Annotated in this window: 13 protein-coding genes; 10 read left to right on the top strand and 3 right to left on the bottom strand. The window is 67.1% G+C overall.

Annotation, left to right across the window (positions count from 1 at the left end):
* Window positions 1–107 precede the first annotated feature (107 nt).
* Window positions 108–1010: an N-formylglutamate amidohydrolase gene (locus GTK09_RS09195; protein WP_163462861.1), complete on the top strand. Its 903-nt coding sequence runs from the start codon at window positions 108–110 to the stop codon at window positions 1008–1010.
* Between the two features lie 256 nt (window positions 1011–1266).
* Window positions 1267–2046 (top strand): histidinol-phosphatase, encoded by a 780-nt coding sequence (hisN, locus tag GTK09_RS09190; protein ID WP_163462860.1) that lies wholly within the window; start codon window positions 1267–1269, stop codon window positions 2044–2046.
* A gap of 47 nt (window positions 2047–2093) precedes the next feature.
* Here the strand turns inward: hisN and GTK09_RS09185 are convergent, their stop codons facing one another.
* Both GTK09_RS09185 and GTK09_RS09180 read right to left on the bottom strand, forming a co-directional pair.
* Window positions 2094–3062 (bottom strand): alpha/beta fold hydrolase, encoded by a 969-nt coding sequence (locus GTK09_RS09185; protein WP_163462859.1) that lies wholly within the window; start codon window positions 3060–3062, stop codon window positions 2094–2096.
* Between the two features lie 367 nt (window positions 3063–3429).
* On the bottom strand, window positions 3430–3897 hold the full coding sequence (locus tag GTK09_RS09180; RefSeq protein ID WP_163462858.1) for an SRPBCC family protein: 468 nt from the start codon (window positions 3895–3897) through the stop codon (window positions 3430–3432).
* Between the two features lie 158 nt (window positions 3898–4055).
* On the opposite strand from GTK09_RS09180, the gene GTK09_RS09175 reads away from it, so the two are divergent.
* The 4 genes from GTK09_RS09175 (at window position 4056) to olsB (ending at window position 7919) form a co-directional block, all read left to right on the top strand.
* Window positions 4056–5153, top strand: a complete 1098-nt coding sequence (locus tag GTK09_RS09175) for a class I SAM-dependent methyltransferase (RefSeq protein WP_163462857.1) — start codon at window positions 4056–4058, stop codon at window positions 5151–5153.
* Window positions 5146–6009: a TrmH family RNA methyltransferase gene (locus GTK09_RS09170; protein ID WP_163462856.1), complete on the top strand. Its 864-nt coding sequence runs from the start codon at window positions 5146–5148 to the stop codon at window positions 6007–6009. The genes GTK09_RS09175 and GTK09_RS09170 overlap by 8 nt, the downstream gene beginning before the upstream one ends.
* On the top strand, window positions 6006–6506 hold the full coding sequence (gene lspA, locus GTK09_RS09165; protein ID WP_163462855.1) for a signal peptidase II: 501 nt from the start codon (window positions 6006–6008) through the stop codon (window positions 6504–6506). The genes GTK09_RS09170 and lspA overlap by 4 nt, the downstream gene beginning before the upstream one ends.
* A gap of 570 nt (window positions 6507–7076) precedes the next feature.
* Window positions 7077–7919, top strand: a complete 843-nt coding sequence (gene olsB, locus GTK09_RS09160) for a l-ornithine N(alpha)-acyltransferase (RefSeq protein WP_246217819.1) — start codon at window positions 7077–7079, stop codon at window positions 7917–7919.
* A gap of 73 nt (window positions 7920–7992) precedes the next feature.
* Here the strand turns inward: olsB and GTK09_RS09155 are convergent, their stop codons facing one another.
* Window positions 7993–8283 carry a hypothetical protein gene (locus GTK09_RS09155; protein ID WP_163462854.1) on the bottom strand — a complete coding sequence of 97 codons (291 nt, stop codon included), beginning with the start codon at window positions 8281–8283 and terminating at the stop codon, window positions 7993–7995.
* 359 nt (window positions 8284–8642) lie between these two features.
* Between GTK09_RS09155 and mutS the strand changes: the two genes are divergently transcribed.
* From mutS to murJ, 4 genes are all read left to right on the top strand, one after another.
* The gene (gene mutS, locus GTK09_RS09150; RefSeq protein WP_163462853.1) at window positions 8643–11330 is read left to right on the top strand and encodes a DNA mismatch repair protein MutS; all 2688 of its coding nucleotides are present in this window, start codon (window positions 8643–8645) and stop codon (window positions 11328–11330) included.
* A gap of 292 nt (window positions 11331–11622) precedes the next feature.
* Window positions 11623–12042 carry a hypothetical protein gene (locus tag GTK09_RS09145; RefSeq protein WP_163462852.1) on the top strand — a complete coding sequence of 140 codons (420 nt, stop codon included), beginning with the start codon at window positions 11623–11625 and terminating at the stop codon, window positions 12040–12042.
* A 147-nt stretch (window positions 12043–12189) separates the two neighbouring features.
* Window positions 12190–15060 carry a [protein-PII] uridylyltransferase gene (locus GTK09_RS09140; RefSeq protein WP_163462851.1) on the top strand — a complete coding sequence of 957 codons (2871 nt, stop codon included), beginning with the start codon at window positions 12190–12192 and terminating at the stop codon, window positions 15058–15060.
* Complete coding sequence (murJ, locus tag GTK09_RS09135) at window positions 15057–16694, top strand: murein biosynthesis integral membrane protein MurJ (RefSeq protein ID WP_163462850.1); 1638 nt, start codon at window positions 15057–15059, stop codon at window positions 16692–16694. Before GTK09_RS09140 ends, murJ begins: the two co-directional genes overlap by 4 nt.
* Window positions 16695–16786 lie beyond the last annotated feature (92 nt).

The raw sequence follows: 16786 nt of genomic DNA, 5'->3' as shown, positions 1-16786 counted from the left end.
ATCCTTACACGAATTTCATACCAGAATGGTCCGATATTTTCTAAAAGGAATTGGCGCAAATTGCCGTACGACCCTAATTGTTCTGGAAAGCAAGCGAAGAGGGACGATTGACGGACATTCCGACACTCAAGACCAGCGATGGCCTGGTGCCGGCCTTCGAGATCGTCGAGCCGCGCGAAGTGGCGATTCCCTTCGTCTTCTGTTCGCCCCACAGCGGCCGGGACTACCCGTCCGATCTCATGGCCGCGACACGGCTGGATGGTGAGGCAATTCGTCGCTCCGAGGACATCTTCGTCGATGAACTCTTCGCCTTCGCCCCCGCTCTCGGTGCGCCGCTGATCCGCGCGCGCTTCCCGCGGGCCTATCTCGACGTCAATCGCGAACCTTTCGAACTCGACCCGAAGATGTTCGCCGGCGCCTTGCCGGGCTTCGTCAACACCGCTTCGCTTCGGGTGGCGGGCGGCCTCGGCACGATCCCGCGGATCGTCGCCGAGAACGAGGAGATCTATCGCGGCACGCTGCCGGTCGCCGCGGCGATGGCGCGAATCGAGTCGATCTACCGGCCGTTCCACGAGTCGCTCGAAGCGCTGCTGGCCCGGACGCGCGATCGCTTCGGTCTCGCCATTCTGATCGATTGCCACTCGATGCCCTCCAGCGTCCGGGCGCTGCCCGGCGGCCGGCGGCCGGACATCGTCCTCGGCGATCGCTACGGAACCAGCGCGTCGAGCCGCTTCGTCGCCATGGCCACCACCCATCTCGCCGCCTTCGGCTTCGACGTCGCCCGCAACAAGCCCTATGCCGGCGGCTACATCACCGAGCATTACGGCCAGCCGGGCCGGGGGCTGCACGCGATCCAGGTGGAGATCAACAGGGGGCTCTATGCCGACGAGAGCCGCTTCGCCCCCCATCACGGCTTTGCGCGGCTGAAGGGGCAACTCGCCGCCTTCGTCGAACGCTTCGCCGCCGATGTCGCCGCCGAATGCGCGGCGCAGTCTGCCGCGGCGGAGTGAATGGCGCGTCGCGGCTGCGCGTCGGACCACCTCTGGATGACGGGCAAAAAAAACCGCACTGCAGTGACGCAGCGCGGTCTTGAGTCTAGGGAGGAAACGCCCATAAGGGCAACGGCACGGATGCCGCACTGCAAAAACTATGGTGCGATGCCAAATGTGTCAATGCTTCTGACCGATTCGGCCGCACGCTGAATTCACCTTTTCGTGATCGATTCTGAGCGGCGTCGGTCCAGCCGAAAGCGGAGATTCCGGTCCCATGGACGAACCTGACGCGACCTTCCTCCTGCAACTTGCCGACGCGGCCGATCGCGAGACCCTGCCGCGCTTTCGCGCCGGCGGCGGCATCGACAACAAACTCTCCGGCGGTGACTTCGACCCCGTCACCGAGGCCGACCGCGCCGCCGAGCGGGCGATTCGCAAACTCATCGGGGCGCATTTCCCGGATCACGCGATCGTCGGGGAGGAATACGGCGAGACCGGCGGCGGCGACCGGCGCTGGATCATCGATCCGATCGACGGCACCCGCGCCTTCATCACCGGCATTCCCGTCTGGGGAACCCTGATCGGCCACTACGACGCGGGCCGGGCGAAGATGGGCATCATGTCCCAGCCCTTCACCGGGGAACGCTTCTTTGCCGACGGCCGCGGCAGCTTCCTCAAGCGCGGCGACGGCGAGGCGCGGCCGATTGCCGTCCGCAAGACCGAGACGATCGCCGACGCGACGCTGTTCACGACCTCGCCGCGGCTGTTCTCCGGCGATCTCCTCGGGCGTTTCGAGGCGCTGGAGGGCGCCGCCCGCCTCACCCGCTTCGGCACCGACTGCTACGCCTTCGCGATGCTCGCCGCAGGCCATGTCGATCTCGTCGTCGAAGGCGGGTTGAAGCCCTACGACATCGCCGCTCTGATTCCGCTGATCGAGCAGGCCGGCGGCATCGTCACGACCTTTGCCGGCGACAGGCCCGAGCAGGGCGGCGACATTCTCGCGGCGGCGACGCCCGCGCTTCACGAGGCGGCGCGGCGGATCCTTGCCGGCTGACTGCGGCCCGGACAGGCCCCGCCCGATATCGCCGGACGCCGCCGGGATCAGGCGGCGGCGAGGGCCGGGCTGCCGACATAGGCGTCGAAGGCCTCGAGCGCCTGTTCGCGAAAGCGATCGGCCTCCTGCAGCATCTCGTGCCGCGCCAGCGGGATCGTCAGCGAAGAGCCGCAGCGCATGCGATAGGCGAGGCGGTCGGCCGCCGCCGAGGACACGACCTGGTCGGCGCCGGCGGTGACGATCAGCGTCGGGACGGAAAGTGCGGCGATCTCCGAGGAGTCCTCCAGCCGCCGCATTGCCCGGGTGACGGCCGCCAGCCAGGCGACGGTGGGGCTGCCGTTGAAGAGCTGCGGCGCGGTTTCGGCGAGATGCCGGTTGCGCGCGTAGCGTCGGGCATCCGAGGTCAGCGGATTGTCGGCGGGGTTCGGCAGCCGGCCCGGGATCGCGCGCCGCACGGGCCGGGTGGAGAGCCCGAGCCAGCGGGCCGCGGTGGCGATGCGCGACAGCGTCCCGAGACTGGGCAGGCGGGACGCAAAGCCGATCAGCGGCGCGAACAGGACGAGCCGCTCGATGGTGTTGGCATGGCGCGAGGCGGCATGCAGCGCGATCAGACCGCCCATCGAATGGGCGAGGATGGTGTAGGGGCCGGTGCAGTCGGGCAAAACGACGTCCTGCAGCACGCATTCGAGATCGATCAGATATTGGCCGATATGCTTGACGTGGCCGAGGGATGGCCGGCGAGGCCAGCGCTCCGAGCCGCCCTGGCCGCGCCAGTCGAAGGTAACCACCGAGAAGCCGCGATCGTTGAGGTCGCCGATCGTCTCGAAATACCTCTCGATCGCCTCGTTTCGGCCCTGCAGGAGGAGGACGGTGCCCCGCGAGGCGCCACGGACCTTGGCGATGGCATAGCGAATCCGCCTGCGGTCGGAGGTCTCGATGAAACCGCCGACAAGATTTTCAGGAGCCGGATTGCCGGGGATCTCGGCGAATTGCGGTCGATCTTCGGTGTCGCTCAATTTTCCGCTCCTGCCTCCGGTCGGTTCATAGGCTTCGAGAACCGGCGCACTTCAGACCCCGCACGGACGGGGCAAAACAGCCTTATCACGACAAGACAAGCTCGTTGCCAGGATGATCGCCCGCCTGCCAGCTTCGTCATCCCGGCCTCCGAGCCGGGATCCATTCCTCTGCATCGAAGCCAAGATCTCGTTGCAATTCAGTGTGTTGGCGGGCCGGCGTTTGCAGCGGCTTCGACGATTTGGAATGGATCCCGGCTCGGAGGCCGGGATGACGAAGCTCAAATGTCCGGCCGCGTCTTCGATCGCATCACCGGGCGCCGAAGGCCGACCCGCCCGTCCCGCAACTCGCTTGTGATCGCCGCTGCGCTCAAGCGCCCGCCGGCGTTCCCTGTTCGGCCGCTTCGACCTCCTTGGCGAAATTGTCGAAGAACTGGCCGGCGAGTTTCTTGGCGGAGGAATCGATCAGCCGGCCGCCGAGCTGGGCGAGCTTGCCGCCGACCTGGGCCTTGACGTCGTAGGTGAGAATCGTCTCGGCGCCGTCCTCGGCAAGATGGACGTCCGCTCCCCCCTTGGCGAAGCCGGCGATGCCGCCCTTGCCTTCGCCGACGATCGAGTAGCTTTCGGGGGCGTTGATGTTTTCCAGCCGGATCTCGCCGTTGAATTTCGCCTTCACCGGCCCGACCTTGGCGGTCACCGCCGCCTTCATCTCGTTGTCGCTGGTCATTTCGAGTTCGTCGCAGCCCGGAATGCAGCGCTTCAGAACCTCCGGATCGTTGAGCTTCGCCCAGACCGTCTCGCGGCTGGCCGGCAGCCGGTATTCGCCCTTGAGATCCATCGTCTTCCTCCCTTGACATTCGGACCGGTCGTCGCGGCCGCGGCCTTTTGCGACGCCCCGCCTAACTTGACGGTTTTCGCCGTTTTGCCAAGCCGTCCGAGAACCGATAAGAGCCGGGACGAAGATGATATCGGCGAGAGCCCGCAGGGAGAAGGCCATTGGCGCGCAGCCGCCGTCCGCAGCAATCGCGTGTCACCGGTGAGCCCGGCCGAGCCCGGCCAAGGCGGCGGGAGGCGGTCGGCGAAGCCGACGCCCGCCAGACGGAAGGGCGGCGCCCGGCCGATGGGCCGCGCCAGGATGCGGCGCCGGCAAAGCGGCTGGATCTCGATCCGCCCCGCGGTCCGCGGCCGGACCTCGTCGCGCCGACGATCCTCACCGTCCAGCCCGGGCGGGACTATGAGCTCGTCGACAGCGGCGAGGGCGAAAAGCTCGAACGTTACGGCGCCTGTCGCATCCGCCGCCCCGAGAACCAGGCGATCTGGCCAAGACGACTCGGCCCGGACGAATGGCAGCGCGTCGACGCGACCTTTACCGGCGACGTCGAGGAGGAGGGGCTCGGCCGCTGGCAGTTTCCCGGCGAGCCGCTCGGCGAAACCTGGCCGCTCGCCCATGACGGTCTTGCCTATCTCGGCCGCTTCACCTCGTTTCGCCATGTCGGGGTGTTCCCGGAACAGGCGGCCCACTGGTCCTTCGTCGAGGAACGCATTGCCCGCCGGGTTCGGGCCGGCAAAACGCCCCGCCTCCTCAACCTCTTCGGCTATACCGGCCTTGCCTCGCTCGTCGCGGCACGGGCCGGCGCCGAGGTCACCCATGTCGATGCCTCGAAGAAGGCGATCGGCTGGGCCCGGGAGAACCAGGAGATGGCAGGCCTTCAGGACAAGCCCATCAGATGGATCTGCGAGGATGCGGTGCGCTATGTCGAACGCGAGGTGAAGCGCGGCAGCCGCTACGACCTCATTCTGCTCGATCCGCCGAAATTCGGCCGCGGCCCGAAGGGCGAGACCTGGCAATTGTTCGAGGACCTGCCCTATCTCGTGGCGCTCACCCGTGCGCTCGTCTCCGAAAGGCCCGATTGCGTGATTCTGACTGCCTATTCGATCCGCTCTTCCTTCTATTCCCTCGGCGCGCTGATGGGGGAAGCCTTCCGCGGCCTCGGCGGCCGGATCGAGGCCGGCGAGCTGGTGATCTGCGAAGCCGGCGAGGAGCCGCGGCTGCTCTCGACCTCGCTGTTCGGACGGTGGATCGCCGATGACTGACGACACGCCGAAGAAGAAGCCCTCCGGCCCGCTCGCCGCGCCCGGCCGCATCAAGGAAATCTCCAGCGCCGCAAACCTGATCGTCAAGGACATCCGGGCGCTCGCCCAGAAGCGCCATCGCGACGAGACCGGACTGTTCCTCGTCGAGGGGCTGAAGCTCGTTCTCGACGGTCTCGACGCCGGCTGGGAACTTGGCACCCTCGTCGTCTCCAAGGCGGCGCTTCAAGGCGGCAGCGAGGTGCTCACCCGGGCGGTCTCGCGGGCGGTCGGGATCGGCGCCGACGTCGTCGAGGCGAGCGCCAAGGTGCTGGAGGCCATCGCCCGGCGCGACAATCCCCAGAGCGCGATCGGCGTCTTCAGGCGCCAGTCGGTGCCGCTGGCGAAGATCGCGCTCGGCCCGGGCGAGGTCGCCGTCGCCCTCGACCGGGTGCGCGATCCCGGCAATCTCGGCACGATCATGAGAACCGCCGACGCAGTGGGGGCGAAGGCCGTCGTCCTCGTCGGCGACTGCGTCGATCCGTTCTCGCTCGAAACCGTGCGGGCGACCATGGGCTCGATCTTCGCCGTCCCGGTCGTCCGGGCGAAGGAGGCGGAGTTCCTGGCCTGGCGGCAAGGCTTTTCCGGCCAGATCGTCGGCACCCATATGACCGGCGCCGTCGACTATCGCACGCCGGACTATTCTGCGGCGACGCTGCTCTTCATGGGCAACGAGCAGGCGGGGCTTTCGGCGGAGATGGCGGCAAGCTGCGACGTTCTCGTCCGCATTCCACAGGCGGGGCGGGCGGACAGCCTCAATCTCGCCGTGGCGACGGGCGTCATGCTGTTCGAAGCCCGACGGAAAGTCCTGACCCTATGATCCGCAGGCTGATGCTCTTCAACCTCCTGACGGTCGTCCTCGCCGTCGTGCTCGACCAGGTGATCAAGGCCGTCGTCGTCGCCACCATGCCGCTCGGCTCGGCGATCGAGATCCTGCCCTTCCTCGCGCTGTTCCATGCGCGCAACACCGGCATCGCATTTTCGATGTTTGCCGATCTCGGCGACGTCGGCCTGTCGCTGCTCGCCGCCGCCGTGCTCGTCGTCGTCCTCTTCATGTGGTGGAAGACCCCGGCGGAGCGGCGGCTGACCCATTTCGGTCTCGCCGTCATCGTCGGCGGCGCCATCGGCAATCTCATCGACCGCACCCGCCTCGGCTACGTCGTCGACTACGTCTATTTCCACACGCCGGCGTTCGACTTCGCGGTCTTCAACCTCGCCGACGCCTTCATCACCGTCGGCGCCGCCATCATCCTTCTCGACGAATTCGTCTTGGCCGGCGCTGGGCGAAAAGGGGCGGCCGAAAGGCGCGGCGATTGACGGGCGCTTGGGTGTGACACCATCTTGGTTGTAGACGACCGGTGAAACAGCGCAGAACCGCGGCGGGCGTCGCCGGGCCACGACGCCGATGGCGCCGTCGGAAAACGCGAGCGCGCATGGAAGCGGTTGTCCGAGGATCGAGATCGGAGGATGATCGTCCGGATCGGCTCCGACGACCGGATCGAAACGGCTCGCCGGATCAGCGCGGGAACGATCCGAGGCCGCGTCGTGGCGAAAATGCCGTGAAGACGGTGCTTTCGGAGGCCGTCCCAGCCCCTTCGGGAGGGCCTTTCGCGAGGGGGTCCTTGTCTTGCGGCGCCATCAAGCGTCATATTGGGCGGCATTCAGTCACGAAAACGTTGCCGAATATTCGTAAAGCCGATGGGAACGCCTGGTGGTGGACGGAGAACGACGATGGCAACGCACAGTCTCGGAATCACCGGCGAGGCCGTCGAAGCCTGCCCTGTCGTTCCCGAGGAGCGGCTTGTCCGCCCGAGCAAGGGCTGGCGGCGTAGCCCGATGACCTTTCCGAAGATCGCTTTCGAGGGCAGGGGCGCCGGTTTCGGCCAGATGCCGGCGAAGATCCTGCATTTCGTCCGCAGGTTCGATCCGGCGGCGCCGCTGCTCGGACGGCTCGGCAATCTCGAGGTGCGGCTCGCCCGCAGTGCCGCCGAGGTCAAGGCGGCGCAGCAGCTCCGCTACCGCGTCTTCTATCAGGAGATGAGCGCCCAGCCCTCGAAGCTGCAGAAGATGACGCGGCGCGACCGCGACGGCTTCGACCGCTACTGCGACCACCTTCTGGTCATCGACCACGGCCGCGGCGGCCCGATCGTCCAGCGCATCGTCGGCACCTACCGGCTGATGCGCGGCGAGCGGGCGGCGCTCGCCGGTGGCTTCTACACGGCGCAGGAATTCGACATCGCGCCGATGATCGCCCGCCATGCCGGCAAGCGCTTCCTCGAACTCGGCCGCTCCTGCGTCCTCAAGGAATATCGCGGCAAGCGCACGGTCGAACTGCTGTGGCAGGGCATCTGGGCCTATGTCCTCACCCACGATATCGACGTCCTGTTCGGCTGCGCATCGCTCGCGGGCACCGACCCCGCGCAGCTCGCGGCCCCGCTCGCCTTCCTGCAGGCCAATGCGCCGGCGCCGGAGGAATGGCGGGTGCGCGCTCTTCCCCATCGCGGCACGTTCTTCGACGCCGATCCGGTGGAAATCGATCCGCGCAGGGCACTCGCCGTGCTGCCGCCGCTGCTGAAGGGCTATCTCAGGCTCGGCGGCTATGTCGGCGAGGGCGCGGTGGTCGACCAGCAGTTCGGCACCACCGACGTGTTGATCGTCCTGCCGCGGGCCAACATCAATCCGCGCTATGTCGGCCACTACGGCGCCGACGCCAGCCGGTTCGCCGCCTGAGGCGACCCGCCGGTCTCACCCGGCGGAGCTGAATCAATTCGCTGCGTGTCCGCCCGGGGCGACCACGGCGGCCTCAGCCGCCGATCCGCACGATGCTTCGGGTCTTCATTTCGACGATGATCGGCTGGCCGGCATAGTAGAAATAGGCGAAGGCGCGGCTACCCTTCGGCTGCTCCAGCTTCACCGAGGACGGAACCGAATCGCCGAGCGCCGGCAGCGTCGGCAACCGGGCATTGTCCGTCGGGTGGGCGAGCGCATATTGCAGGATGTTGACGGCGTCGTCGGCCGCGATGGCCGGAGCGAACGATGCGAACTGCAGCGCGAACGCTACGGCCATCGCCAGGCGCATGGTTTTCGTCGGCATCAGGACTTCCCTCTCATCAGATCACCCCAGCACGCGCCGCGGCTCGAGCGATATTTCGCGTGTCATCGCATCACCCCGATGAACGGAAGCTGAGCGCGCCGTGAAATGCAACCCGTTCGGCGCCGCGACTGGGACTGAGATGGTGCCTGCGCGGCCGTTGTTGAAGTCTCCTCACGGCGTCAGCTGGCCGGCGCCGATCACGAATGGCGGGGATGGCGGTGCCGGGCGGCTTGCGAAGTGGCCGCTGCACCGATAGCGATTCGCACAACCCGGCGGATCGAGACGATGCGGGCGGATCGGAAGATGCCGCCGCCGCCGGGCAAGCTCCAAGCGCCGTTCGACGAGGTGACACCCGGCCGATGACCAGCGACGCCGCCCCGACGCCGATGATGGCCCAGTACATCGAGATCAAGGCGGCCAATCCCGACTGCCTGCTGTTCTACCGCATGGGCGACTTCTACGAATTGTTCTTCGACGATGCCGCGGAAGCCTCGCGAGCGCTCGGCATCGCCCTGACGAAGCGCGGCAAGCATCTCGGCGAGGACATCCCCATGGCCGGGGTGCCGATCCATGCGGCGGACGACTATCTGCAGAAGCTGATCGCCCTCGGCCATCGGGTGGCGGTGTGCGAACAGCTCGAGGATCCCGCCGAGGCCAAGAAGCGCGGCGCGAAATCGGTGGTGAAGCGCGACGTCGTCCGGCTGGTGACGCCCGGCACGATCACAGAGGAGGCGCTGCTCGAACCCGGTCGGTCGAGCTACCTGATGACGGTCGCGCGGATCGGAAGCAGCGAGCGGCCGGAATTCGCGCTCGCCTGGGCGGATCTTTCCACCGGTGTCTTCCGCACCGCCGCCGTCGCCGCCGAGCGGGTCGAGGCCGAGATCGCCGCCGTCGAGCCGCGCGAGATCGTCGTCTCGGATGGCCTGTTCAACGACGCGGCCTTCGCGGCGCGGCTGAAGCGTTTCGGCCGGACGGTGCGGCCCGAGCCCCAGGCGCTGTTCGATGGCTCGACCGCCGAGACGCGGCTCTGCCGGTTCTTCTCCGTCGCGACGCTCGAAGGCTTCGGCCGGTTCTCGCGGGCGGAACTTTCGGCCGCCGCCGCGCTCATCGCCTATCTCGGCAAGACCCAGATCGCCGCCAAGCCGATGCTGGAGCGCCCGGTCCAGATCTCAGCGGGGTCGATCATGGAGATCGATCCGGCCACCCGGGCCTCTCTGGAACTCACCGCGACGCTGTCCGGCCGGCGCCAGGGATCGCTCCTGTCGACGATCGACCGCACCGTCACCGGGGCCGGCGCCCGGCTCCTCGCCGGACGGCTCGCCGCGCCGCTGACCGATCGCCAGGTCATCGCCGCCCGGCAGGACGCCGTCGCCTTTCTCGTCGAGGCGCCGGATCTCAGGCGCGACATGCGCAAATGGCTCGCCGGCCTGCCGGACGGCGAGCGGGCGCTGTCGCGGCTCGCCCTCGGTCGGGGCGGTCCGCGCGATCTTGCGGCGGTGCGCGACGGCCTCGCCGCCGCCCTGTCCCTGGCCGAACGCTTGCCAAGCGAATTACCGGAGGAACTCGGCGCGGCGCGAGACGCGCTGCGGGCGCTGCCCGAAAAGCTGGCGGCCGATCTCGCCGCCCACCTCGTCGACGGCCCGCCACTCTACAAGCGTGACGGCGGCTTCGTGCGCGAGGGCGCCATCGCCGGCCTCGACGAGGCGCGGACGCTCGGCGAGAATTCCCGCCGGGTGATCGCCGAGCTCGAAAGTCGCTATGTCGCCGAGACAGGCGTCCGCGCCCTCAGGATCAAATACAACAACGTGCTCGGCTATTTCGTCGAGGTGAGTGAGGTGAACGCCAGGACGCTGATGGCCGGCGAAACCGCCGCGACCTTCGTCCATCGCCAGACGATGGCGAACGCCATGCGCTTTTCCACCGAGGAGCTGAACGGGCTGGAAAGCCGCATCGCCGGCGCCGCCAGCGAGGCGCTGTCGATCGAACTCGCCTGCTTCGACGCACTCTCCGGCGCCGTGCTCGACGCGGCCGAGACGCTGCGCCGGGGCGCCGAGGCGCTCGCCGTCTTCGACGTTTCGGCGGCACTGGCGGAAATCGCCGTGGAAGCCGCCTGGAGCCGTCCGAAGGTCGACGACACGCTGGCCTTTTCCATCGAGGGTGGGCGACATCCCGTCGTCGAGGCGGCGCTCAAGGCCGGCTCGGGCGAGCCTTTCGTCGCCAACGACTGCGATCTATCGCCGAAGAGCCCGGGCGAAAACGGTGCGATCTGGCTGCTCACCGGACCGAACATGGGCGGCAAGTCGACCTTCCTCAGGCAGAACGCGATCATCGCCGTGCTCGCCCAGATCGGCGCCTTCGTTCCAGCGGAGCGCGCTCATATCGGCACCGTAGACCGGTTGTTTTCCCGCGTCGGCGCATCGGACGACCTAGCCGAGGGCCGCTCGACCTTCATGGTCGAGATGGTCGAGACGGCAGCGATCCTCAATCAGGCGGGGGAGCGCTCGCTGGTCATCCTCGACGAGATCGGGCGCGGCACGGCGACCTATGACGGCCTGTCGATCGCTTTTGCCACCGTCGAGCATTTGCACGAGGCGAATGGCTGCCGGGCGCTGTTCGCGACGCACTTCCACGAGATGACCGCACTCGCCCGGCGGCTGCCGCGCATTTCCAACGCAACGATGCGGGTGAAGGAATACAAGGGCGAGGTGATCTTCCTGCACGAGGTCACCGACGGCACGGCCGATCGCTCCTACGGCATTCAGGTCGCCAAGCTCGCCGGGCTGCCGGCCTCCGTCGTCAAACGGGCGCGCCAAGTGCTGACCGAATTGGAGCGGGGCGGCTCCCAGGCCAAGCGCACGGCCTTCATCGACGACCTGCCGCTGTTCTCGGTGGCGCTCGATCGACAGAGGAGCGCGGCCGAAAGGCCGGCGGAAGACCCCCATTCCGACCTCGCCGCAGCGGTTGCAGGTCTCGATCCGGATTCCTTGTCGCCGAAGGCAGCGCTTGAGGAACTCTACCGACTGAAGGCCCTCCTGAAGCTCGGCTGACGGAAACCGTCTTGAGCGCGGCGCTGCTGCGGGAGCGATGATTCCAGATTGGGCTCCACCCGGTGCGGCCGCCGCGACGGGGCAAAACGCGCGGCTCTACTCACCAGGGCGCAACGATACTCACGACGGCGTGACGATGGCGTGACCGTCTTCCACGCAACGGGCGGGAACCATGCCCGTGTTACACCGTTGTGAACACATATCGACGCGAACAATCCCGAACCCGAACGAGAGCTTTACCAGACGAAGCTTCGCGTGACTGTGTTCGGAAGGAAATTCGGAAGGATTGACTATGAAGACGACTGCAATTTTCTCGGCCGCCCTCCTCGGTGCATCGATTTTAGCGCAGGGCGCGTTCGCCCAGGCCAACATTCCGGCTTCGGAGACGCAGATCGAGAACCAGAACGCCCAGGAGCGTGACGCCGTCGCCGACAATCCGGGCACGGGTTCGGCCGAGGTCGCCCAGCCGGAGAGCGAAACCATCGTTCCGGGCAGCGAGACGCAGCGCGAGAACCTTCGTGCCGACGAGCGTGACTCTGTCGCCGCCGGTGAGGATGCCGTGACGACCGGTGCCATGACGAATGACGCGCCGACTGCTGGTGAGCCGATCGTTCCGGGCTCGGGTGCGACCTTCTCTCCGGGCGAGGCCCCGAAGTCCCAGGCGGGTGAAGCGCTTCAGGACGAAGCCACGACCGACGCCGTGACCAACTAATCCCAGTACCGGCACGCCGACTTTCATAAGACGGCTATCGAAATGTCGAGGGCCGCTCCAGCAACCGCTGGGGCGGCCCTTCTCTTTGCCGAAAGGGGCAGTTGCGATATAGCCGGGCAGCCACCCGAGAATGTCGCAGGAAGTTCGATGCCCCACACCGCGGCGAACAGCCGTAACGTCCCGCTCACGGCGGAGTCCGTGCCGCAGATCGACATCTCCGGTTTTATCGACGCCGCAGGCGTTACGGCAGGTCTGGCGGCGATCGCCGCGGAAGACAGCGCCGGTGGATCGTCGGACGAAGCGCGCGCCAAGGTGCTCTCCTACCTGCGTGAGGTGATCCGCGAGGCGCGCAGCCGGGTCGAGGAAGCATTCCGGGAGGATCGTGCGGGTTTCGACTGCGCCCGGCGCCTTGCGACGATCCAGGATGTCGTCATCGGGCGCATCCACGACTTTGCGCTCCGCCATGTCTTTCACTCGTCGAACCTCTCGTCCGGCGAGCGCATGGCGGTCGTCGCCGTCGGCGGCTACGGGCGCGGAACCCTCGCCCCCGGCTCCGACATCGACCTATTGTTTCTCCTGCCCTACAAGCAGACCGCGCTCGGCGAGCAGGTCGTCGAATATCTGCTCTATCTCCTGTGGGATCTCGGCTTCAAGGTCGGCCACGCCTCGCGCAGCATCGACGAGTGCGTCAAGCTGTCGCGCGCCGACATGACGATCCGCACCTCGATTCTGGAACGCTGGCTGATCGTCGGCGACAAGACGCTGTTCGACGAACTCGGCCAGCGTTTCGAGAAGGAGGTCGTCGAGGGCACGAGCGAGGAGTTCATCGCCGCCAAGCTCGCCGAGCGCAGCGCCCGCCACGCCAAGCTCGGCAACACCCGTTATCTCGTCGAGCCGAATGTCAAAGAGGGCAAGGGCGGCCTGCGCGACCTCAACACCTTGTTCTGGATCGCCAAATATCACTACCGGGTGACGACGCCGGAGGCGCTCGCCGAGCTCGGCGTGATCTCCAAGCGCGAACTCAAGCTGTTTCAGAAGGCCGAAGACTTCCTCTGGGCGGTGCGCTGCCACCTGCACTTTGCCACCGGCAAGGCGGAAGAGCGCCTGTCCTTCGACCTCCAGCCGGAGATCGCCGAACGGCTTGGCTACAACGCCCATCCGGGGTTGAAAGACGTCGAACGCTTCATGAAGCACTACTTCCTGATCGCCAAGGACGTCGGCGATCTGACGCGCATCCTCTGCGCGGCGCTGGAAGAGCAGCACGCCAAGGCCGCCCCAGGGATCGGCGGCATCCGCAACCTCGTCCGCAGCCTGCGCGGCCGGGCGAAGAAGATCCCCGGGACCATCGACTTCCACATCGACAACAACCGCATCAACGTTTCCTCGCCCACCGTCTTTCGCGACGACCCGGTCAATCTCATCCGGGTGTTTCGCCTCGCCGCCTCCAACAAGCTCGAATATCACCCGGACACTTTGAAGCTCATCCGCCGCTCGCTTCGGCTGATCAATGCCGAGCTGCGGGACGATCCGGATGCCAACAGCCTGTTTCTCGACGTCCTGACCGACCGGACGAACCCGGAATTCCACCTGCGGCGGATGAACGAGGCGGGCGTGCTGGGCCGTTTCATTCCCGACTTCGGCAAGATCGTCGCGATGATGCAGTTCAACATGTACCATCACTACACGGTGGACGAGCATCTCCTGCGCACCATCGGCTTCGTCTCGCAGATCGAGCGCGGCGAACTCACCGCCGACCACCCGATGTCGAGCGAGCTCATCGGCACGGTCAAGGATCGCCGCGCGCTCTACGTCGCGCTGCTTCTCCACGACATCGCCAAGGGGCGGCCGGAGGATCATTCGACCGCCGGGGCGAAGATCGCCAGGAAGCTCTGTCCGCGGCTCGGCCTCGACGAGCGGGAGACCGAACTGGTCGCCTGGCTGGTCGAGGACCATCTCGTGATGTCGATGACTGCCCAGCAGCGCGACATCTCGGATCGCAAGACCATTCTCGACTTCGCCGAGCGGGTGCGCACCCTGGAGCGCCTCAATCTCCTGATGATTCTGACGGTCTGCGACATCCGCGCCGTCGGCCCGGGCGTCTGGAACGGCTGGAAGGGACAGCTGCTGCGGACGCTCTATCTCGAGACCGAACCGACGCTGACCGGCGGCTTCACCCGCTCGACGCGGGCCGAGCGGCTCGCCGCCTCCCGGCGGCGCCTGGCGGATCGGCTGGCGGAATGGGGCGAGGCGGAGCGCGAGGCCTATCTCGATCTTCATTATCCGAACTATTTCCTGACGACCCCGCTCGACGAGCAGGTGCGCCACGCCGCATTCGTTCGCGAGGGGGGCGCCGGCGAACCGCTGGCGACCCGTGTGAGGACCGACGCCTTCCAGGGCATCACCGAGATCATGGTTCTCGCGCCGGATCATCCCCGGCTGCTTTCGATGCTCGCCGGCGCCTGCGCGGGAGCTGGCGCCAACATCGTCGGCGCCCAGGTCTTCACCATGTCGGACGGCCGGGCGCTCGACGTCCTGATGCTCAACCGCGAGTTCGTTCAGGACGCCGACGAACTGCGCCGCGGTGAGCGGATCTGCGGCTACATTGGCGCCCTCCTGCAGGGTAAGGACACCCGCCGCCGCCTGATCTCGGGGCAGAAGGCCAAGCGGCCGCCGACGGCCTTTTCGATCCGCCCGCGGGTGTCGATCGACAATGCCCTGTCCAACCAGTTCACCGTCGTCGAGGTCGAAGGTCTCGACCGGCCGGGGCTTCTGTCCGACCTGACCCGCGCCATGGCCGATCTCAATCTCGACATCCGCTCCGCCCACATCTCGACCTATGGGGAGAAGGTGGTCGACGTCTTCTACGTCACCGACCTGCTCGGCACCAAGATCACCAGCGAAAGCCGCACGGGGCGGATCGCGTCCTGGCTGACCCACGTCTTCGAGAACCCGGGCTCGGAACCACAGACAGCCGGCATCCTGTCGGGTGAACGGGCCTACGGGCTCGGCCGCACATGAGCCTTCTGTCGAAGTTCGCGACCGTCGGCGGAGCGACCCTCGTCAGCCGCATCTTCGGCTTTGCCCGCGAGATGCTGATGGCCTCGGCGCTCGGCGTCGGGCCTGTGGCGGACGCCTTCAACCTCGCCTTCCGCTTTCCCAATCTGTTCCGGCGTCTGTTCGCCGAAGGCGCCTTCAACGCCGCCTTCATCCCGCTGTTCTCCCGTTCGCTCGAGGAGGAGGGCGAGGAGGGCGCGCGGCGCTTCGCTTCGGAAGTCTTCTCGACGCTCTTCACCGTTCTGACCGGGCTGACCGTCCTGGCGATGATCTTCATGCCATTCCTGGTGAAGACCATCATCGCGCCGGGCCTCGCCGTCTGCATGGACGATCCGTCGGCTGGCGGCGCGGTGATCTCCTGCGATGATCGCTACGCCATCACCGTCGCCTTCTCGCGCATCATGTTTCCCTATCTCGCCTGCATGTCGCTGATGGCGATGGTCTCGGGCATCCTCAATGCCTTCCGCCGCTTCTTTGCTGCCGCCGCGGCGCCGACGTTGCTCAACTTCATCCTGATCGGGGTGATCGGCTACGCTCTTCACATCGGCGCCGACAAGGCGACGATCGGTTTCATGATGAGCTGGGGCGTGCTCGTGGCCGGCATCGCCCAGCTCGCCATGGTGGTCGTCGCCATGCGCCTGGCCGGCTTCGGCGTCGGGCTCAGGCGACCGCGCTGGACCAAGGGTCTGAAGCGGCTCCTGATCCTCGCCGGTCCCGCCGCGCTGATCGGTGGCATCACCCAGATCAACCTGTTCGTCGGACAGGCGATCGCCTCGTTCAAGCCGGGCGCCGTTTCGATCCTCCAATATGCCGACCGGCCCTATCAGCTGCCTCTTGGAATGGTCGGTGTCGCCATCGGCGTCGTCCTCCTGCCGGAGCTTTCGCGGGCGCTGAAGGCCGGCCGCATGCGCGAGGCCCAGCACACCCAGAACCGCTCGCTCGAATTCGCCCTGTTCCTGACGGTTCCGGCGGCGGTCGCGTTGTTCCTGATCCCCGAGCCGATCATCCGGGTGATCTACGAGCGCGGCGAGTTCGAGCCTTCGGCGACGGCGGCGGTGGCCTCCGTCCTCGGCCTCTATGCCCTCGGCCTGCCGGCCTTCGTGATGATCAAGGTCTTCTCGCCCGGCTATTTCGCGCGAGAGGACACCAAGACACCGATGATCGCGACGCTGATCTCGGCCGGCGCCAACATCGTCCTGTCCCTCGGTCTGTTCTGGCTCCTCGCCGAGCGGGGCATCGCGCTGGCGACGACCCTCGCCGGCTGGCTGAATGCCGGGCTCCTCTTCCTCGGCCTCTATCGGCGCGGCCTCTGGGAGATCGACCGCGCGCTGTTGAAACGCGCGACCCTGGTGTGCCTCTGTTCCGCCGTCATGGGGGCGGGGCTGATCTTCGGCCTTGCCGAGCTCTCGCCATGGCTCGGAACCGGCGACGGCATCCATCGCCAGCTGCCGGCGCTGGGCGCGCTGGTGATCGCGGCGATGGCGGTCTATTTCCTCCTCGCCTTCCTCACCGGGGCGGCGGATCGCAGCCAGCTGACCACCCTGATGCGGCGGCGCCGGCAGGCGGCCAAGCCGGCATCAAGGCCGGAAGATGAATGAGCGGGACGAGGGTCGCCCGCCTCGCCCTCCTCGTCGAGGACCACGACGCTCGCAGGTGGACAGCGCCGACTTGCGCGGCGGTCTCCGACCTG

Source organism: Jiella pacifica (assembly GCF_010500815.1).
Lineage (GTDB): Bacteria > Pseudomonadota > Alphaproteobacteria > Rhizobiales > Rhizobiaceae > Jiella > Jiella pacifica.
The sequence above is the reverse complement of the archived record's forward strand: the minus strand, read 5'-3'. Positions and strand labels throughout refer to the sequence as shown.